Source organism: Pseudomonas entomophila, from assembly GCF_013523165.1.
Lineage (GTDB): Bacteria > Pseudomonadota > Gammaproteobacteria > Pseudomonadales > Pseudomonadaceae > Aquipseudomonas > Aquipseudomonas entomophila_A.
The window spans coordinates 98,542-116,919 of sequence record NZ_JAAMQI010000001.1 but is presented as its reverse complement, the minus strand read 5'-3'; the positions used below and the strand labels follow the sequence as shown (position 1 = coordinate 116,919).

At 64.7% G+C, this 18,378-nt stretch carries 15 protein-coding genes and 1 pseudogene; 5 read left to right on the top strand and 11 right to left on the bottom strand.

Translation table 11 applies throughout. From position 1 onward, the window contains the following. Nucleotides 1-304 precede the first annotated feature (304 nt). The 8 genes and pseudogenes from G7Z99_RS00485 to acs all read right to left on the bottom strand — a co-directional run bounded on the left by G7Z99_RS00485 (nt 305) and on the right by acs (nt 8,397). On the bottom strand, nt 305-1,441 hold the full coding sequence (locus tag G7Z99_RS00485; RefSeq protein ID WP_181091025.1) for a lactonase family protein: 1,137 nt from the start codon (nt 1,439-1,441) through the stop codon (nt 305-307). Then, a pseudogene (locus tag G7Z99_RS00480) lies at nt 1,413-1,697 on the bottom strand (DUF5629 family protein); the annotation flags it as partial. The pseudogene G7Z99_RS00480 and the gene G7Z99_RS00485, both read right to left, overlap by 29 nt. Before the next feature lie 72 nt (nt 1,698-1,769). Then, nucleotides 1,770-2,750: a transcriptional regulator ArgR gene (gene argR, locus G7Z99_RS00475; RefSeq protein WP_181091021.1), complete on the bottom strand. Its 981-nt coding sequence runs from the start codon at nt 2,748-2,750 to the stop codon at nt 1,770-1,772. 106 nt (nt 2,751-2,856) lie between these two features. Beyond that, entirely contained in the window at nt 2,857-3,621 is a 765-nt protein-coding gene (locus G7Z99_RS00470) for an ABC transporter ATP-binding protein (protein WP_181091019.1), read from the bottom strand. Nucleotides 3,622-3,642: 21 nt separating this feature from the next. Next, entirely contained in the window at nt 3,643-4,341 is a 699-nt protein-coding gene (locus tag G7Z99_RS00465; RefSeq protein ID WP_181091017.1) for an ABC transporter permease, read from the bottom strand. Then, nucleotides 4,338-5,027, bottom strand: coding sequence for an ABC transporter permease (locus tag G7Z99_RS00460; RefSeq protein ID WP_181091015.1), 690 nt, complete (start codon nt 5,025-5,027; stop codon nt 4,338-4,340). Before G7Z99_RS00460 ends, G7Z99_RS00465 begins: the two co-directional genes overlap by 4 nt. An 84-nt stretch (nt 5,028-5,111) precedes the next feature. Continuing rightward, a complete protein-coding gene (locus tag G7Z99_RS00455; protein ID WP_181091013.1) occupies nt 5,112-5,912 on the bottom strand; it encodes an ABC transporter substrate-binding protein in 801 nt (266 codons plus the stop codon). A 529-nt stretch (nt 5,913-6,441) separates the two neighbouring features. Next, nucleotides 6,442-8,397 (bottom strand): acetate--CoA ligase, encoded by a 1,956-nt coding sequence (gene acs / locus G7Z99_RS00450; RefSeq protein ID WP_181091011.1) that lies wholly within the window; start codon nt 8,395-8,397, stop codon nt 6,442-6,444. Between the two features lie 404 nt (nt 8,398-8,801). Here acs and G7Z99_RS00445 point away from each other — a divergent pair, with 404 nt between their 5' ends. From G7Z99_RS00445 to G7Z99_RS19750, 4 genes are all read left to right on the top strand, one after another. Next, nucleotides 8,802-9,059, top strand: a complete 258-nt coding sequence (locus tag G7Z99_RS00445) for a DUF2790 domain-containing protein (protein ID WP_181091009.1) — start codon at nt 8,802-8,804, stop codon at nt 9,057-9,059. A 319-nt stretch (nt 9,060-9,378) separates the two neighbouring features. After that, nucleotides 9,379-10,164 carry a phenylalanine 4-monooxygenase gene (phhA, locus tag G7Z99_RS00440; protein WP_181091007.1) on the top strand — a complete coding sequence of 262 codons (786 nt, stop codon included), beginning with the start codon at nt 9,379-9,381 and terminating at the stop codon, nt 10,162-10,164. Nucleotides 10,165-10,206: 42 nt separating this feature from the next. After that, a complete protein-coding gene (locus tag G7Z99_RS00435; protein WP_181091005.1) occupies nt 10,207-10,566 on the top strand; it encodes a 4a-hydroxytetrahydrobiopterin dehydratase in 360 nt (119 codons plus the stop codon). A 135-nt stretch (nt 10,567-10,701) separates the two neighbouring features. After that, nucleotides 10,702-10,827 carry a hypothetical protein gene (locus G7Z99_RS19750; protein ID WP_258196910.1) on the top strand — a complete coding sequence of 42 codons (126 nt, stop codon included), beginning with the start codon at nt 10,702-10,704 and terminating at the stop codon, nt 10,825-10,827. A gap of 216 nt (nt 10,828-11,043) precedes the next feature. Here the strand turns inward: G7Z99_RS19750 and ydiJ are convergent, their stop codons facing one another. Continuing rightward, the gene (gene ydiJ, locus G7Z99_RS00430) at nt 11,044-14,064 is read right to left on the bottom strand and encodes a D-2-hydroxyglutarate dehydrogenase YdiJ (RefSeq protein WP_181091003.1); all 3,021 of its coding nucleotides are present in this window, start codon (nt 14,062-14,064) and stop codon (nt 11,044-11,046) included. A 185-nt stretch (nt 14,065-14,249) separates the two neighbouring features. On the opposite strand from ydiJ, the gene G7Z99_RS00425 reads away from it, so the two are divergent. Continuing rightward, entirely contained in the window at nt 14,250-15,134 is an 885-nt protein-coding gene (locus G7Z99_RS00425; protein ID WP_181091001.1) for a LysR substrate-binding domain-containing protein, read from the top strand. Between the two features lie 21 nt (nt 15,135-15,155). Here G7Z99_RS00425 and G7Z99_RS00420 read toward each other — a convergent pair whose 3' ends face one another. Further along, nucleotides 15,156-16,535, bottom strand: coding sequence for an amino acid permease (locus G7Z99_RS00420; protein ID WP_181090999.1), 1,380 nt, complete (start codon nt 16,533-16,535; stop codon nt 15,156-15,158). Nucleotides 16,536-17,145: 610 nt separating this feature from the next. Beyond that, on the bottom strand, nt 17,146-18,264 hold the full coding sequence (gene rluB / locus G7Z99_RS00415; protein WP_181090997.1) for a 23S rRNA pseudouridine(2605) synthase RluB: 1,119 nt from the start codon (nt 18,262-18,264) through the stop codon (nt 17,146-17,148). Between the last annotated feature and the right edge of the window lie 114 nt (nt 18,265-18,378).

The window sequence follows — 18,378 nt, the reverse complement described above, 5'->3', positions numbered from 1 at the left end:
GGTGGAGCTCATGGCTGGTACCAGGCAGTTGCCTGGAACAGGGACCAGTGGGTGCTGGCTTGCCAGCGATAAGGCCCGGTCAAGCGCCGCCTGCAATCGCGGGCAAGCCCGCTCCCACAGGGTCCGGTCAGTAGGCTGATACCAGGCAGTTGCCTGGAACGGGGACCAGTGGAAGCTGGCTTGCCAGCGATGGGGGTTGGCCCTGCACAGGCAAGCCTGCCCTCATTGCTGTGGACTACGAACAGGCGCCCTTGCGCGCGGGCACTTCCTTTCAGAATCGCAGGCACTCGGCGTCTTGTTCGCCTTACTGGATGAACGCAAAGTCCGACGGTGCACCATGCTCCACCACCTGCACCGTCTCGCCCAACAACCCACTGCGCGGATCGCGCTTGATCACCACGATGCGGTCGCTCTTCTGGTTGGCCACCAGCAGGAAGTCGCCGCTCGGGTCGATCCGGAACTCCCGAGGTTCGCGCCCTTCGCTGGCGCGGTGCTGGAGGGGCGTCAGGCGGCCTGTTTCCGGCGTCACGGCGAACACCACGATCTCGTTGCAGGTGCCACGGTTGCTCACGTACAGGAAACGGCCGTCCGGCGACAGATGCAACCCGCCCGCCGCCCTGGCCTGCTGCTCGCGTCGAGAGGTCAGTGGCAGGCGCTGGCGTTCGACCAACTGGCCCTCGGCCACGTCGAACATCACCACCTCGCCACTCATCTCCAAGGTCAGGTAGGCATGTTCGCCCTTGGCGTCGAAGGCCAGGTGACGCGGGCCACTGCCCGGCGGCAGGCTCACGGCAGCCGGTTGCGCCGGGCGCAGGGGTTGCCCGGGGTTGGCGCTGTCGTAGTGGTAAATGAACACTTTGTCGGCGCCCAGGTCACTGGCGTACAGGTAGAGCCCATCCGGGGAGAACACCGCCGAATGCACGTGAGGCCCGGCCTGCCGTTCAGGGTCCACCTGGCTCGGCGCGTGTCGGTGTTGCTGGGTCACCGGTTGCAGCGTGCCGTCACGGCCGACGGGCACGGCCACCAGGCTGCCACCGGGCACGTCGTCCGCAGAATAGTTGGCCACCAGCAGGTAGCGCTGGTCCTGGCTCAGGCTGGCGTGGGTCGGCTCGTCGCCCTGGCTGGGCACGTCGTTGAGCGGCGCGAGGGCGCCGCGTTCATCGATGGAGAAACTGCTGACACTGCCCTGCCCATCGCCCACTTCGTTGACCGCAAAGAGCAGGCGCTGGTCTTCGGACATCACCAGCCAGGAGGGGTTGGGCGTCTTGAGCACCTGCAGCGCCTGGGTATCGATCAGGCCCGTGCGGCTGTCGAAGGCATAGCGATAGAGGCCTTCATTCTTGCCCTGGGTATAGCCGCCGACCACCAGGGTCGCGGCGTTCGCTTGCAGATTCAGGCTCATCAGGCTCACCGTCAGAAAGGTCATGAGGGTGCGGTTCATCTTCATCTTCTTCCCAGGCGCGCAAGGCGCTCATGCAGACCAGGCTGTGCTCGCCATGAGCATCGGACAGCCGCCAATCGGTGCCCTGCCCAGTCGCTGCCTGGACCTGTTCGGGCGTGAAATGCCAATGCTTGCGCTCGCGGCCGTCCATGCATTCGACCTTCAGCCCCTGATCGTCGAACATGAAATCGAAGGCATGCAGCCCATCGATCAGGAGCATGTCGCAGTCGTGCAGCGTATCAGCAAGCGTCGTCATCAGCGTTCACCAGAAGAAAAGCACGCATTATAGGCAGACCGACGTCCCCTCGGCGCGTTCAACGCGATGACGTCAGCTGCGTTCGCCAGGGCCCGCGCTCAGTTCGAAGGGGCTGGCGCTGCGCCGCTGGTTGCGGTCTTCACGCGGCGTGGCGCCGAAGAAGTTGCGGTAGGCGCTGGAGAAGTGCGGCCCGGAGGAGAACCCGCAGGACAGGCCGATCTGGATGATGGACTTGCTGGTCTGCAACAGCATCTGCCGCGCCTTGTTCAGGCGCAGTTCGAGGTAGTACTGGCTGGGCACGCGATTGAGGTACTGCTTGAAGATGCGTTCGAGCTGACGTCGGGACACGCAGACGTGCTGGGCGATCTCGTCGGTGGTCAACGGCTCTTCGATGTTGGCCTCCATCAGCACCACCGCCTGGGTCAGCTTGGGGTGGCTCGACCCCAGGCGGTTCTGCAGCGGGATGCGCTGGCGCTCGCCTCCCTCACGGATGCGCTCGACCACCAGCTCTTCGGAGACCGCGCCGGCCAGTTCGGCGCCATGGTCGCGCGCCAGCACCGCCAGCATCAGGTCGACCACCGACAGGCCGCCACAGGCGGTCAGGCGATCCCGGTCCCAGTCGAACAGGTGACTGGTGGCGATCACCTTGGGGAAGCGCTCGGCGAAGTCATCCTGCCAGCGCCAGTGGACGGCGGCGCGGTAGCCATCGAGCAGGCCCAGCGACGCCAGGGGGTAGACACCGGCGGACAGCCCGCCGATCAGGCAACCGCTGCGCGCCACCTGGCGCAGCGCGCCGGCCAGTGCCGTGCTGACGTTCTGCGGCGGCTCGTCGGCCACCAGAAACAGCTTCTGCAGCCCGTCCAGGCGGCCGGCCCAGGACGTACCTGGCAAGCGCCAAGCGCCCTCCTCTGGCGGCTCGGCCTGAAGGAACACCAGCTCGTAGGCCAACTCCGGCTGCAGGCGGCGCGCGCCGAGCAAGACATCCTCGGCCAGGGCCAGGGTCGATGCACGGGTGCTGGGCCAGGTCAGAAAGCCGATTCGCGGGTGGGTCATAGGGGGGTCCGAAACCTGAGGTCGATCGAGTCGGTGGCGCTGCCGTGGCAGCGCCAGACACGCGCGGCAGTGCGGCATGCCCTGGGATGGTGCATGCTCGCAGTATCTACTTCAAGCTGCCAGAAAGAAACTGCTTGAGGCGTTCGGACCGAGGATTGGCCAGCACCTCACGCGGGTGGCCGGTTTCTTCCACCAGGCCTTTGTGCAGGAAGATCAACTGGTTGGACACCTCCCGCGCGAAACCCATTTCGTGGGTGACCACGACCATGGTACGGCCTTCCTGGGCCAGCGACTGCATGACCTTGAGCACATCGCCGACCAGCTCGGGGTCGAGCGCCGAGGTCGGCTCGTCGAACAGCATGACCTCCGGCTCCATCGCCAGCGCCCGGGCGATCGCCACCCGCTGCTGCTCGCCACCCGACATGTGCCCAGGGTAGGCGTCCTTGCGGTGCGCGACGCCAACCTTGGCCAGGTAGTGTTCGGCCTTTTCCAGCGCTTCCTTGCGACTGACGCCCAGCACGTGCACCGGCGCCTCGATGATGTTCTCCAGCGCGGTCATGTGGGCCCACAGGTTGAAGTGCTGGAACACCATCGCCAGGCGCGAGCGCAGGCGCTGCAGCTGCCTGGGCTCGGCCGCGTGCAGGGCGCCGTCCTTGCCGGCCACCAGCTTGAGCTGTTCGCCATTGAGCAGGATCTGCCCGGCGTGGGGCTGCTCGAGCAGGTTGATGCAGCGCAGGAAGGTCGACTTGCCCGAACCGCTGGAGCCGATGATGCTGATCACGTCCCCGGCCTTGGCGGCCAGCGATACGCCTTTGAGCACCTCGTGGCTGCCATAGCGCTTGTGCAGGTCTTGGACTTGGAGTTTGTACATGCGTTCGGATCTCACAGAGCGTCAGTGCTTGCGTGGCGCCAGGTAGCCGAGCCAACGGCGTTCGGCCAGCTTGAACAGGCGTACCAGGATGAAGGTCAGGCACAGGTAGAACACGCCCGCCGTGATGTAGGCCTCGAAAGGCAGGTAGTACTGGGCGTTGACCGTACGGGCCGCGCCGGTGATGTCGATCAGCGTGACGATGGAAGCCAGGCTGGTAGTCTGCAGCATCATGATCACTTCGTTGCTGTACTGCGGCAGTGCCCGGCGCAGCGCCGAGGGCAGCAGGATGCGCCGGTACATCTTGGCACGCGACATGCCCATGGCCTTGGCCGCCTCGATTTCGCCCGCTGGCGTGGCTTTCAGGCTGCCGGCGATGATCTCGGCAGTGTAGGCGCTGGTGTTGATGGCGAAGGCCAGGCAGGCGCAGAACGTCGCGCTCGACAGCCAGGGCCAGAACAGGCTGTCGCGCACGGCTTCGAACTGGGCCAGGCCATAGTAGATCAGGAACAGCTGCACCAGCATCGGCGTGCCACGGATCACGTAGGTGTAGAGCCAGGCAGGGGCATTGACCAGTGGGCGCTTCGACACCCGCATCAGGCCCAGCGGAATCGCCGCCAGCAGGCCGAAGAACAGCGAAATGCCCAGCAGCTTGAGCGTGGTCAGCAAGCCGCCGAGGTAGAGCGGCATGGCTTCCCAGACCGTGGAATAGTCGAAGATCATAGTTCAGCCACCTTGACGCCCACCGAGTAACGTTTCTCCAGTTGCTTGAGGGCCAGCAGCGAGACGCTGGTGATCACCAGGTACAGCGCCGCCACGGCCAGGAAGAAGGTGAACGGCTCGCGCGTGGCGTCGGCCGCCTGCTTGGCCTTGAACATCATGTCCTGCAGGCCGACGATCGAGATCAGCGCAGTGGCCTTGGTCAGCACCAGCCAGTTGTTGGTGAAGCCCGGTATGGCCAGGCGCACCATCTGCGGCACCATGATGCGGAAGAACACCTGGCGGGGGCTCATGCCATAGGCCGCGCCAGCCTCGGCCTGCCCCTTGGGAATGCCGAGAAACGCACCGCGGAAGGTTTCCGACAGGTAGGCGCCGAAGATGAAGCCCAGGGTAGCGATGCCGGCGACCATGGGGTTGATGTCGATGTAATCGTCGTAGCCCACCAAGGGCGCCACGCGGTTGATGACGTCTTGCCCACCGTAGAAGATCAGCAGGATCAGCACCAGGTCCGGGATGCCGCGCACCACCGTGGAATACACATCGCCCAGCCAGGCAAGCCAGCGCACCGGCGACAGGCGCAGGGCGACGCCGATGAGGCCTAGCACGATGGCCAACGCCATGGAGGACAGCGCAAGCTGCAGCGTCAGCCAGGCTCCGTCGAGGATGACTGCCCCGTAGCCTTTCAACATGATGAGGTCCTCGACCTTGAAAATGAAAAATGGTGCAAACCGCAGCGCGCCGCCGTTTGCACCATTGCAGGATGTAGCGCGTGGTTAGTGCGCGGCCTGGGCCTTGTCGTCCGGACCGTAGATGTCGAAGTTGAAGTACTTGTCCTGGATGGCCTTGTACTTGCCGTTGGCGCGAATGGCGTCGATGGCACCGTTCAGGCGTGCGCGGTTGGCGTCGTCGCCCTTGCGCACGGCGATACCGATGCCATCACCGAAGTACTTGGCGTCGGTGAAGGCCGGACCGACGAAGGCATAACCCTTGCCCGAGTCGGTCTTGAGGAAGCCGTCTTCCAGCAGGGTGGCGTCGGCGACGGTGCCGTCGAGCCGGCCGGCAGCGACGTCCAGGTAGATTTCGTTCTGGGTGCCATAGGGCACCACGGTCGCGCCCTTGGCCGCGAGCACTTCCTTGGCGAAACGGTCGTGGATGGAGCCACGCTGCACGCCGATCTTCTTGCCCGACAGCTCATGCAGGTCTTCGCTCACGGCAGTGCCGTCCTTCATCACCAGGCGTGCAGGCGTGAGGTAGTAGCGCTTGGTGAAGTCCACGGACTTCTTGCGGTCTTCGGTGATGGACATCGAGGACAGGATGGCGTCGATCTTGCGCACCTTGAGCGCAGGGATCAGGCCGTCGAACTCTTGCTCGACCCAGGTGCACTTGGCCTTGAGCTGTTCGCACAAGGCGTTGCCGATATCGTAGTCGAAGCCTGCCAGGCTGCCGTCGGGCTGCTTGAAGGCGAACGGTGGGTAAGCGGCCTCGATGCCGATCTTCAGCGGTTTTTCATCGGCCAGCGATACCAGGGAAAACGCGGACAGCGCCAGGGCGCCAAGCAGTGCGAGTTTCTTCATCGGGTAGCTCCATCGGTACAGGCAACAAAAGGCAGGGGTACTACTGCCCGCTAGGCGAAGGGTGACAATGCGAGCCACTCGGCGTCAGGAACGGATCCTGGTCACGAGCGTGTGGCTGGCATTCTAACGGCAGGCGAGTCGTCGAAATTTCTTTAAAGCGACAACTACTTACAAAAGCACCAAAAACGGCATCCAGCTCTATTGACAACCTCTGACGCATGTGCAGAAGCGATGGAATCCAACCCAGTACTCAAGCAATAAGCGGGCCTATTATTCGCAAACCCTTGTGCTACGGCAAGTCCGGATGTGATTGGCGATAAAGTCGCGGGCCTGTGCACCCGCCGGGCGCCTGGACGTTTCCAAAGGCTTCGCCGGGGTGCAGGGCTCGGTGATACTGCATGGAGGACAGGCGTGCAAGCACGGGGGGTTGGGCATCCGATGGTCCGGCAGGACGAGGGCAAGCCGGCTTCCGGTGCCCTGAGGGGCCGGACAGGGTGTCCGGCACCTCGGAGCGACAGGGGTCAGGCCATCAGGCCGCTTTCATGGTCTTGTGTGTGTCGATCAGGTGCTGGACCACGCCAGGATCGGCCAGCGTCGAGATGTCGCCCAGCGCGTCGTACTCACCCGTGGCGATCTTGCGCAGGATCCGTCGCATGATCTTGCCCGAACGCGTCTTGGGCAGGCCTGGGGCCCACTGGATGACGTCTGGCGAGGCGATCGGGCCGATCTCCTTGCGCACCCAGTTCTTCAGCTCCAGACGCAGCGCTTCGCTCGGCTCCTCGCCGGCATTGAGGGTGACGTAGACATAGATGCCCTGGCCCTTGAGGTCATGGGGCACACCGACCACTGCCGCCTCGGCGACCTTGGCATGGGCGACCATGGCGCTCTCGATCTCGGCGGTACCCATGCGGTGCCCGGACACGTTGAGCACGTCGTCCACCCGCCCGGTGATCCAGTAATAGCCATCTTCGTCGCGGCGGGCGCCGTCGCCGGTGAAGTACATGCCGCGGAACGTCTTGAAGTAGGTGTCGACGAAACGGTCGTGATCACCGTACAGCGAACGCGACTGGCCCGGCCAGGAATCGAGGATCACCAGGTTGCCCTCGGCGGCGCCCTCGATGATGTTGCCCAGGTTGTCGACCAGCGCAGGCACCACGCCGAAGAAGGGCCGTGTCGCCGAACCCGGCTTGAGCGCGGTGGCCCCTGGCAGAGGGCTGATCAGGATGCCGCCGGTCTCGGTCTGCCACCAGGTGTCGACCACCGGGCAGCGCTCCTTGCCGACCGTGGAGTAGTACCAGCTCCAGGCTTCCGGGTTGATCGGCTCGCCCACCGAACCCAGCAGGCGCAGGCTGGAGCCGTCGGCACCGGCCACCGCGGCCTTCCCTTCGGCCATCATGGCGCGGATCGCCGTCGGTGCGGTGTAGAGGATGTTGACCTTGTGCTTGTCGATGATCTTCGACACGCGGGTGATGTCCGGGTAGTTCGGTACGCCCTCGAACAGCAGCGTGGTCGCGCCGTTGGCCAGCGGCCCGTAGACGATGTAGCTGTGCCCGGTGACCCAGCCGACGTCGGCCGTGCACCAGTACACGTCGCCTGGACGGTAGTCGAAGACCCGCTCATGGGTCAGCGCGGTGTAGACGAGGTAGCCGCCCGTGGTGTGCTGCACGCCCTTGGGCTTGCCGGTGGAACCGGAGGTGTAGAGGATGAACAGCGTTTCCTCGGCGCCCATTTCCTTGGGCGCGCAATGGCTGGAGGCGACCTTCATCAGGTCTTCGTACCAGATGTCGCGGTGCTGGTGCCAGGCGATGTCGCCACCGGTGCGCTTGCACACGATGATCTTCTGCACGCTGGCGGTTTCCGGGTTGGTCAGGGCCAGGTCGACGTTGGCCTTCAGCGCCGTGCGACGACCGCCACGCACACCCTCGTCGGCAGTGATCACCACCTTGGAGCGGCAGTCGATGATGCGACCGGCCAGCGCCTCGGGCGAGAAGCCGCCGAACACCACCGAATGGATCGCACCGATGCGGGCGCACGCCAGCATGGCGACCACGGCCTCGGGGATCATCGGCATGTAGATGGTCACCACGTCGCCGCGGTGCACGTCCTGCCCACGCAGGGCGTTGGCGAACTTGCACACCTGTTCGTGCAGTTCGCGGTAGGTGATGTTGCGGCTCTCGGCCGGGTCATCGCCTTCCCAGATGATGGCCACCTGATCGCCGCGTTCTTCCAGGTGGCGATCCAGGCAGTTGTAGGAAACGTTCAAGGTACCATCGGCGAACCACTTGATGTCGACATGGTGGTCGTCGAAGGAGGTCTGCTTGACCTTGGTGAACGGCTTGATCCAGTCCAGCCGCTGGGCCTGCTCGCGCCAGAAGCCGTCGGGGTTGATCACCGATTGCTGGTACATGGCCTTGTAGGTGGCCTCGTCGGTCAGGGTACGTTCCATGACCTCGGGACGAACGGGATACAGGGGCGCCGCACTCATCTTGTTACCTCGGTGTCATCGTTGTTTTTGTATGGGACCGTTTGTAACTGTAGCGCAGCGCGGCCGACCATTCGACATTGGTAGTAACCGGCCACGCCTGCCCGGCGCCTCGGCTGTCGATCACGGCGCATGTAGCCGTGCACCTGGCAGGTGTGCGCAAAGTTGCAAAAGACTTTATCAAAAGTGGCGCTGTTTCTTCGTTCATGGCGTCATTAGACTTTCTCTCGACGGCATGAAACGCCGCTGACACTCCGCATGTTGCATCCCCTCATGAACGGTAACGTTCTCGCCTCCACGCGGGCGATCGGGATGACGATCACATGCCTCATGTGCAAAACGGGCTTTATCACGCGGCGCCTTGGCGACCGCGCGCCCTCCTACGACCTCGAACAGGTGAAACGAAGATGAAAGCGTTACTGGTGTTGATGCTGAGTGGTGTGTGCGCCGCGGCGATGGCCGATGAGGCACCGACGACCACTGGGCAGATTCCGGTCGAGCACTATCACTACAACGAACCGCTGGACATCGCGCGAGTGCTGTCGATGAGCCCGATTCCAAACGTCTGCGCGGTGGTACCCACGCGCATGACCTATGAAGATTCCGGTGGGCATCGTCATGTCCTCGAATATCAAGTCATGGGCAATGGTTGTTCCAACGGCTGATAAAGACGGCCGTACTGTTTGACACCCACTCGATACACCCTGGCATATCGAAACTTCATGAAATGATGTGTATCGCACAGGGCCTTACTTGAAAGTAAGGCCCTGTTTCTTCACGCGCGCATGTCACACAACCGTGCGCGAACTCATCATTGCCCTTCGCCCCGAGCACCGCTCATCGCCTGCCCGAGGCGGTGCTTCCGTCAGAGTGCACGGCGCTTTGCCCGCTTCGGCCGAATCCACTGGAAAGCCTCTCGCCTCTTGCGGTCTACTGCTCGACAGTCATCGACAACAAGAACAGGCTCATCCCTTGGAGAGCACCATGACACAGACGCAATACGTGGCGCGCACCCCTGACGCGCGCGGCTTCATCGATTACCCGGCGCAAGACCACGACGTGTGGCACACCTTGATCGAGCGGCAGCTGAAGGTCATCGAGGGCCGGGCCTGCCAGGAATACCTCGATGGCATCGAGCAGCTGGCACTGCCCCACGGCCGGGTACCCCAGCTGGGCGAGGTCAACAAGGTCCTGGCCGCGACCACTGGCTGGCAGGTGGCGCGGGTGCCGGCGCTGATCCCCTTCCAGACCTTCTTCGAACTGCTGGCCAGCAAGCGCTTCCCCGTGGCCACCTTCATTCGTACGCCCGAAGAGCTGGATTACCTGCAAGAGCCGGACATCTTCCACGAGCTCTTCGGCCATTGCCCACTGCTGACCAACCCCTGGTTCGCCGCCTTCACCCACACCTACGGCAAGCTGGGCCTGGCGGCCAGCAAGCAGGAGCGGGTCTACCTGGCGCGGCTGTACTGGATGACCATCGAGTTCGGTCTGCTGGACACGCCCAATGGGCGCCGCGTCTATGGGGGCGGTATCCTGTCTTCGCCGAAGGAAACCCTCTACAGCCTGTCGGACGCCCCTGAGCACCAGGCCTTCGACCCCGTCGAGGCCATGCGCACGCCTTACCGCATCGACATCCTGCAGCCGGTGTACTTCGTGCTGCCTCGGCTCAAGCGCCTGTTCGACCTGGCCCATGAAGACATCATGGCGATGGTGCACCAGGCCATGGCCCTTGGCCTGCATGCGCCGAAGTTTCCGCCCAAGGCCGCTTGAACGCGCGCCCTCACTGCCCTTTTCAGTCAATGGAGCCTGACCATGACCACCCTGAACCAAGCCCACTGCGAAGCCTGCCGCGCCGATGCCCCGAAGGTCAGCGATGAAGAGCTCGCGGCGCTGATCCGGGAGATCCCCGAGTGGAACATCGAGACGCGGGAGGGCGTGCTGCAACTGGAGCGCGTCTTTCGCTTCGGCAATTTCCGACATGCCTTGGCGTTCACCAATGCCGTGGGGGCGATTGCCGAAGAAGAAGGCCATCACCCCGGCCTGCTGACCGAATGGGGCAAGGTCACGGTCACCTGGTGGAGCCACTCGATCAAAGGCCTGCACCGCAACGATTTCGTCATGGCCGCCCGCACCGACGTGGTCGCCCGGCAGGCCGAAGGTCTCAAGGCCTGAGGCGAAACGGGTCGTTGATCGAACGCGGAGGGGGCGAACTGTTGTCAAACTGTCATCCGCGTTCCTGTACCCTGGCCAGACTTGTTCGCGCTGCGCCAGGCGCAGGCTTCCCTTCCCTTCGCGAGGAACGACACGATGCATGAGATCCCTAACTTCCCCTTCCCCCGCCTGACCCCGGAAACGCCCCTGGACACCGCGCCAGAGCCGGCATCGAGTGCCGAGCAGGAAGATGAGTGCACTGCCGAGGGCGATCAGGGCTGACGGAGATCACTTCCAGAGAAAAGTGTTCAAACCCCAGCACCATGAGCCAATCCAGGCTCAAGAGCAGTGGTGCCTGCCATGCCTTCACCGCGGACAAGCCCGCTCCCACAAGCGGTGCAGCCTCCGCTTTCTTGGCAGGCTGTAACGGTCCTGGTGGGGCTTGCCAGCGATAGCACTCGATCGGCCACCGCCTGTATCGCGGGCAGGCCCGCCGCCCTACCGCGCGACGTGCTCCAGCACCACCTCCAACGGATGCCGCAGGCGGCGCTCTGCCAGCCGCTTCACCTGGCTACGGCATGAATACCCGGTCGCCAATGGTTCGCCCGCCTTGTCCAGCTTGGTCGCCCAGGACTGCTCGAAGATCGTCCGTGAAGTCTGCTGGTTACGGGCTTCGTGGCCATAGGTGCCCGACATCCCACAGCAGCCGGTCGCCTCGGTCACCAAGGTCAACCCCAGACGCTGGAACACCTGCTCCCACTGGCGCGTACTGGCCGGTACGTTGGTCTTCTCGGTGCAATGCGCCATCAGCCGGAACGATCCCGCAGCCGCAGCCGAACGCGCAGGCAGTGCCTCGATCAACCACTCCTGCGGCAACAGCACCTTGGGCCCATCCTCCAGGCCAGGGACCTTGAGGTATTCCTGGCGATACACCAGGGTCATCGCCGGGTCCAGCCCCACCAGCGGCACGCCACAGTCCGCGAGCGCCTTGAGCTGGCCGGCGTTGCGGATGGCGGCCTTGGCGAAGGCACCGAGGAACCCCTGCACGTGCAGAGGCTTGCCGTTGGCGCTGTAGGGTGCCAGGAACACGCGGTATCCCAGCTGGTACGCCAGATCGATGAATGCGGCCAGCAGCGGCGTCTCGAAATAGCGCGTGAAGGCATCCTGCACCAGCACGAGGCTGCGTTCACGCTGGGCAGGCGTCAGCTCGCGCAAGGCCGGTACGCTGGCGGTGCCGACCCGGCAGCGCGTCAACGTGCGCTGCAGGTCAAAGCGGCTGATCAACGGGCTGTCGACCATGCCGACCTGGTCCGCCAGCAACCGGCTGACCCAGCGTGACCCCATCACCGCGTTGTACAGCCCTGGCGCATGGGCCAGGTGCGGCAAGGTGAACTCCAGCGAACCGATCAGGTAGTCGCGCAGCGGGCGCTGGTAGCGACCGTGGTACAGCTCGAGAAAGCGCGAACGAAAATCCGGCACGTTGACCTTGATCGGGCACTGCCCGGCGCAGGACTTGCACGCCAGGCAACCGGCCATGGCGTCGTACACCTCGTGGGAGAAGTCCGCCTGCCCCTGACGGTGCGCCCGGCTGTTGCGCAGCCGGGCCGGCAGGCCCTTGAGCCAGGCCATCGGCGTGCGTTCAGTGGCCAGCACATCGATGTCGGCAGCGCCTTGCAGGCGCAGCCACTCGCGGATCAGCGAGGCACGCCCCTTGGGCGAATGGCGCCGCTCGCGGGTGGCCTTCCAGGACGGGCACATGGCATCGTCGGGGTCGTAGTTGTAGCAGGCGCCATTGCCGTTGCAGTGCACCGCACTGCCGAAGCTCTGCCAGACCCGCTCGTCGATGGTGCGGTCCAGCTCGCCGCGCAAGGTCACTTCATCGACCCGCGTCAGGCCGGTGGCGCTGTCGGGCGGTGTGCAGATCTTGCCGGGGTTGAGCTGGTTGTACGGGTCGAACGCACCCTTGAGTCGCTGCAGTGCCGGGTACAGCTCGCCGAAGTACTCAGGCACGTACTCCGAGCGCAGCCCCTTGCCGTGCTCGCCCCAGAGCAGACCGCCATAGCGCTGGGTCAATTCGGCCACCGCATCGGAAATCGGCTTGACCAGTGCCGCCTGAGCCGGATCTTTCATGTCCAGCGCGGGGCGCACGTGCAGGACCCCCGCATCGACGTGGCCGAACATGCCATAGGCCAGGCCATGGCCATCGAGCAGGGCACGGAACTCGGCGATGTAGTCGGCCAGGCGCTCTGGCGGCACGGCGGTGTCTTCCACGAACGGCTGGGGCCGGACTTCGCCCTCGACGTTGCCCAGCAGCCCCACCGAGCGCTTGCGCATGGCATAGACCCGGCTCACGGCCGCCGCGCCCTCGGCCAGGGTATGGCCGAGCCGCTCGACGCGGGTGTCGGCCTGCAGGTGCTCGATGAACGCCAGCACCCGGGCGTTGACCTCCTCGGGCGAGTCGCCACAGAACTCCACCAGGTTGATCCCCAGGGTCGGACGCTCGGCATCGGCGGGGAAATACTCGGCCACGCTGTCCCAGACGATGTCCTGCATCGCCAGCTTCAGCACCTTGGAATCGACCGTCTCGATCGACAGCGGCTTGAGCGCCATCAGGGCATTGGCATCGCGCAGGGCCTCCATGAAGCTGGCGTACCGCACGTTGACCAGCACTGCATAGCGCGGGATCGGCAGGACGTTGAGCTTGGCCTCGACCACGTAGCCGAGCGAGCCTTCAGCGCCGCACAGCACGCTGTTGAGGTTGAAGCGCCCCTGCTCATCGCGCAGGTGCGCCAGGTCGTAGCCGGTCAGGCAGCGGTTGAGCGGCGGGAAGGTGCGTTCGATCAGTTCGGCCTGATGCTGCTGGATGTCGCGAGCCGTGCGGTACACCTCGCCCACACGCCCGGGTGCGGCGCAGGCCTGGTCGAGCGCGGCGTCGTCGATCGGCAGGCTGTGCAACCGCTCGCCGCCGAGCAGCACGCTGTGCAGCTCCAGCACATGGTCGCGGGTCTTGCCGTAGGTGCAACTGCCCTGACCGCTGGCATCGGTGTTGATCATGCCGCCGATCGTGGCGCGGTTGGAAGTGGACAGCTCGGGCGCGAAGAACAGGCCATGGGGCTTGAGCGCAGCGTTGAGCTGGTCCTTGACCACACCGGCCTGGACACGGACCCAGCGTTGCTCGACGTCGATTTCGAGGATCGCGTTCATGTGCCGCGACAGGTCGACGACGATGCCGTCGGTCAGCGACTGGCCATTGGTGCCCGTGCCACCGCCCCGGGGTGTGAGCACCACCTGGCGAAAGCGGGCCTCGCCCATGAGCGTGGCGATGCGTGCGACGTCGTCGGCATCCACCGGGAACACGGCGGCCTGGGGCAGGCGCTGGTAGATCGAGTTGTCGGTGGCGAGCACCGTGCGGGTGCCGTAGTCGGCGCTGATCTGCCCACGGAAGCCACTGCCACGCAGGGCATCGAGGAAGTCCGTGTAACGGGCGGCGGAGGTCTGGGGCTGCAATGGGGCGATCATCGACGGACGGCCTCTTTATCGGCGAATTCACGGTGACGTGGCAGACGGCAACGTAGGGGCGCCTGCTCTCGTTGGTGTCGCATCGGCATGGATCAAGCCAGGCGAAGTGACGAATGGGCCCATGTTCCTGTAGTTTCGCGGCCGGGGCAAACGGATAATCCTGCCGCTATCGATGACTTTCATGAATGAATTACCGCCACCTGACACCGTCCATGTCACTGCTGCTGGCCTTCGAGGCGGCCGCACGGCATGAAAGCTTCACCCGTGCTGCCGTGGAACTGTCACTGACCCAGAGCGCGGTCAGTCGCCAGGTGCAGGCCCTGGAGCATCAGTTGGGCTTGACGCTGTTCCGGCGCGAAGGCCGTCACGTGCAGCTGACGGACGTCGGGCGCCTGTACCAGCGTGAATTGAACGAGGCGCTCGGACGTATTCGCAGCGCCACCTTGCAGGCCCTGGCCTACCAATCGGGCGTCGGCACGCTGCGGCTGGCCACCCTGCCCACCTTCGGCTCGAAATGGCTGCTGCCCCGGCTGCATGCGTTCTACGCAGCGCACCCCGGCATGCTGGTGCACATTCACTCACGCATCGAGACGATCGACTTCGAGACCAGCGAGATCGATGCGGCGATCGGCGTCGCCTACCATGACCTGCCAGGGCTGGTCTGCCACCGCCTGCAGGCCGAGGAATTGGTGGTGATCCTGCCGCCCTCGGCGCAGGCAGCCGGAGAGGCCTGGACGCCGGCACGCATCAGTGAGCATCTGCTGCTCAACGTGGCCAACAACCCTCATGCCTGGGGCGAATGGTTCTCGCACCATGCCCTGCCCCACCGGAGTATGCGCCTGGGGCCGAGTTTCGAACTGACGTCGCACTTGATCCAGGCGGTGCGCGCCGGGATCGGCGTGGGGTTGGTGCCAAGGGTCCTGGTGGAGGACGAACTGACCAGTGGGGAACTGATCAGCGCCGGCGCGGCATTCGCCAGCCAGCGCAGCTATTACCTGATCTATCCGCCGCGCAACGAGGGGTTGCCGTCGTTGCGGGCGTTTCGAGGCTGGTTGCTGGAGCAGATCTGAAGGGGCCAGGGCCCCTGCTCGTCAGCGGCGCGTCTTGAGCCAGTACAGCCCGAACATCACTGCCAGCCACACCGGGATTGCGTAGACCGACACGTTGATGCCCGGAATCTGCAGCATGATCCCCAGGATGAGCACCACGAAGGCCAGGCACAGGTAGTTGCCGTAGGGGTACCACAGTGCCTTGAACAACGGCGTCTGGCCGGTGCGGTTCAGGTGCTGGCGGAATTTCAGGTGCGAGTAGCTGATCATCGCCCAGTTGATCACCAGCGTGGCGACCACCAGCGACATCAGCAGCTCCAGGGCATCCTGCGGCATCAGGTAATTGAGCAGCACCGCCACCACCGTGACGGCGGCTGACACCAGGATCGCGCGCACGGGTACACCGCGCCGGTCGACCCGGGCCAGACTGGCCGGGGCGTCACCCTGCTCGGCCATGCCGTAGAGCATGCGTGCGTTGCAGTAGGTGCCGCTGTTGTACACCGACAGCGCGGCCGTGAGCACGACGAAGTTGAGCAGGTGCGCCGCCACGTTGCTGCCCAGCAGCGAGAACACCTGCACGAACGGGCTGCTGCCATAGCTGCCACCGGCGGCGTCGATGCTCTTGACCAGGCCGTCCCATGGCGTCAGCGACAACAGGATCACCAGGGCGCCGATGTAGAAGATCAGGATCCGGTAGATGACCTGGTTGATCGCCTTGGGGATCACCGTCTTGGGCTGATCGGCTTCAGCCGCCGTGAAGCCGAGCATCTCCAGCCCACCGAACGAGAACATGATGATCGCCAAGGCCATCACCAGCCCGCTGACCCCGTTGGGGAAGAACCCGCCGTGGCTCCACAGGTTGCTGACCGAGGCATCGGGCCCGCCGTTGCCGCTGACCAGCAGGTAGCTGCCCAGGGCGATCATGCCGACGATGGCCATGACCTTGATGATGGCGAACCAGAATTCGGTCTCGCCGAAGACCTTGACGTTGGTCAGGTTGATCGCATTGATCAGCACGAAGAACGCCGCGGCCGTCACCCAGGTCGGGATCTCCGGCCACCAGTAGTGCACGTACTTGCCGACGGCGGACAGCTCGGACATGCCCACCAGGATGTACAGCACCCAGCAGTTCCAGCCCGACAGGAAGCCGGCGAAACCGCCCCAGTACTGGTGGGCGAAATGGCTGAAGGAACCGGCCACCGGCTCCTCGACGATCATTTCGCCCAGTTGGCGCATGATCATGAACGCGATAAAACCGCACAGTGCATAACCGAGGATCATCGACGGCCCGGCGGACTTCATCACCCCGGCCGAGCCGAGAAACAGGCCCGTGCCGATGGCGCCGCCCAGGGCGATGAGCTGGATGTGGCGATTCTTCAAGCCACGCTTGAATTCGCCGGAGGATGTGTGTGGTCCACTCATGAACGAGGTCACCTGCCTGTTGCTAGCTGTGACGAAATCGGACCCACCGCGCGCAGGGCGTGGCGGAATGGGCAAGGTGAGGCACCTTGGGTTCCCGGGCCTGTCGACTGGCCCAGGCCAAGGCCGGGCGACACGAAGACGAGGGTGACGGGAAAGCGCGATATGCGAGGGAGGTCACAGGTAAAACGCGGCGCATTGTATACCCCCAGGTTACCGAGAGCGTCAACGCGGCAGGCATTTTCTCGATGAAAATCAGACATTTCGTCGAGATTGCGCTCGCCAGGGGAGGCATCTGGCGCAGGAAAGGTGCTTTTGCCACAGGAGCTGGCGGTTCAAGGCGCGGCGAGGGACAGGACGCTATCGCGGGCAAGCCCGCTCCCACAAAGGCCCATGCAGCCTGCCCACAGGCAGGAACGTGCACTTACCCTGTGGGAGATTCTATGGCTTCTGCCAAGTGACAAAGGTGAGCCTTTCAGGCCTAATCGCGGCCGGTCCGGCGCCCCGGCAGGGACCGCTCCTACACCCACCACTGTGGTACAGGCAGCCGCAGTCCCCTGTGGGGGCTTGCCCGCGAGGGGGCCACGACGTGGCCCCGACTGCCCGGCATGACTCAGCCGCGCGGCTTGCCGCGACCACCACCCGAAGGCTTGCCACCGTCGCCGCGACCACCGCCCGAAGGCTTGCCGCCGTCGGTGCGACTACCGTCCGGACGACCCGGACGCTTGCGCATGTCGCTCGGTCGCTCGGCCACGGTGCTGCTGCCACGGCCGCCCTTGCGCGGTGCATCCTCGCGCGGCTGGCGCGCCGGACGTTCGGCCGTCGGGCTGGCGTCCTGGGCCGGGCGCAGGGAACGCACGCGCTCGTTGCGCCCCATGGGCCGGGTGGACTTGCGCTGCAGACGCTCGAGCTTGTCCTTGGCCTTGAGGTTCAGTGCCGGCAACGCCACCGGCTGCAACCCGACTTCGGCAGCGAGGATGTCGATCTCGCCCTGGGTCATTTCGCGCCAGCGCCCCATCGGCAGGTCCGAATTGAGGAATACCGGGCCGAAGCGCACGCGCTTGAGGCGGCTGACCACCACGCCCTGGGATTCCCAAAGGCGACGAACTTCCCGGTTGCGGCCTTCCATCACCACGCAGTGGAACCAGTGGTTGAAGCCTTCGCCACCCGGCGCCTTCTGGATGTCGGTGAACTTGGCCGGCCCGTCCTCGAGCATGACGCCGTCGGTGAGGCGCTGGACCATGTCGTCATCGACCTCGCCCCGGACACGCACCGCGTACTCGCGGTCCATCTCGTAGGACGGGTGCATCAGGCGGTTGGCCAGTTCGCCATCGGTGGTGAACAGCAGCAAGCCGGTGGTGTTGATGTCCAGACGGCCGATGTTGATCCAGCGGCCCTCTTTGGGGCGCGGCAGGCGATCGAACACGGTCGGGCGCCCTTCCGGGTCGTCGCGGGTGCAGATCTCGCCATCGGGCTTGTTGTACATGATGACCCGACGAACCGATTCGGCGGACTCTTCACGCTTGATCAGCTTGCCATCCACGGCGATGGCGTCATGCAGGTCGACGCGCTGGCCGAGGGTGGCCACCACGCCGTTGACCTTGATCCGGCCTTGGCCGATCCAGGCCTCGACGTCACGCCGCGAACCGACGCCGATGCGCGCCAGCACCTTTTGCAGCTTCTCGCCAGCGGGTGGGGTCAATGGGGTTTCTTGCAGGTCGTTGTCACTCATTCTGGGCACCTCCCGGTGTATGCAGTCAAACCAGTGTCGACGTCGAACGCGTCGAGCGGGCGCGCATCATACGCCCTTCCTGACAGGCATGCACGACCCGACCGATCACTTTTC

Excerpts from the sequence above, each read along its gene's own strand:
- G7Z99_RS00485 (WP_181091025.1), bottom strand. The coding sequence starts at position 1,441 with ATGAACCGCACCCTCATGACCTTTCTGACGGTGAGCCTGATGAGCCTG.
- argR (WP_181091021.1), bottom strand. The coding sequence starts at position 2,750 with ATGACCCACCCGCGAATCGGCTTTCTGACCTGGCCCAGCACCCGTGCA.
- G7Z99_RS00470 (WP_181091019.1), bottom strand. The coding sequence starts at position 3,621 with ATGTACAAACTCCAAGTCCAAGACCTGCACAAGCGCTATGGCAGCCAC.
- G7Z99_RS00465 (WP_181091017.1), bottom strand. The coding sequence starts at position 4,341 with ATGATCTTCGACTATTCCACGGTCTGGGAAGCCATGCCGCTCTACCTC.
- G7Z99_RS00460 (WP_181091015.1), bottom strand. The coding sequence starts at position 5,027 with ATGTTGAAAGGCTACGGGGCAGTCATCCTCGACGGAGCCTGGCTGACG.
- G7Z99_RS00455 (WP_181091013.1), bottom strand. The coding sequence starts at position 5,912 with ATGAAGAAACTCGCACTGCTTGGCGCCCTGGCGCTGTCCGCGTTTTCC.
- acs (WP_181091011.1), bottom strand. The coding sequence starts at position 8,397 with ATGAGTGCGGCGCCCCTGTATCCCGTTCGTCCCGAGGTCATGGAACGT.
- G7Z99_RS00445 (WP_181091009.1), top strand. The coding sequence starts at position 8,802 with ATGAAAGCGTTACTGGTGTTGATGCTGAGTGGTGTGTGCGCCGCGGCG.
- phhA (WP_181091007.1), top strand. The coding sequence starts at position 9,379 with ATGACACAGACGCAATACGTGGCGCGCACCCCTGACGCGCGCGGCTTC.
- G7Z99_RS00435 (WP_181091005.1), top strand. The coding sequence starts at position 10,207 with ATGACCACCCTGAACCAAGCCCACTGCGAAGCCTGCCGCGCCGATGCC.
- G7Z99_RS19750 (WP_258196910.1), top strand. The coding sequence starts at position 10,702 with ATGCATGAGATCCCTAACTTCCCCTTCCCCCGCCTGACCCCGGAAACG.
- ydiJ (WP_181091003.1), bottom strand. The coding sequence starts at position 14,064 with ATGATCGCCCCATTGCAGCCCCAGACCTCCGCCGCCCGTTACACGGAC.
- G7Z99_RS00425 (WP_181091001.1), top strand. The coding sequence starts at position 14,250 with ATGAATTACCGCCACCTGACACCGTCCATGTCACTGCTGCTGGCCTTC.
- G7Z99_RS00420 (WP_181090999.1), bottom strand. The coding sequence starts at position 16,535 with ATGAGTGGACCACACACATCCTCCGGCGAATTCAAGCGTGGCTTGAAG.
- rluB (WP_181090997.1), bottom strand. The coding sequence starts at position 18,264 with ATGAGTGACAACGACCTGCAAGAAACCCCATTGACCCCACCCGCTGGC.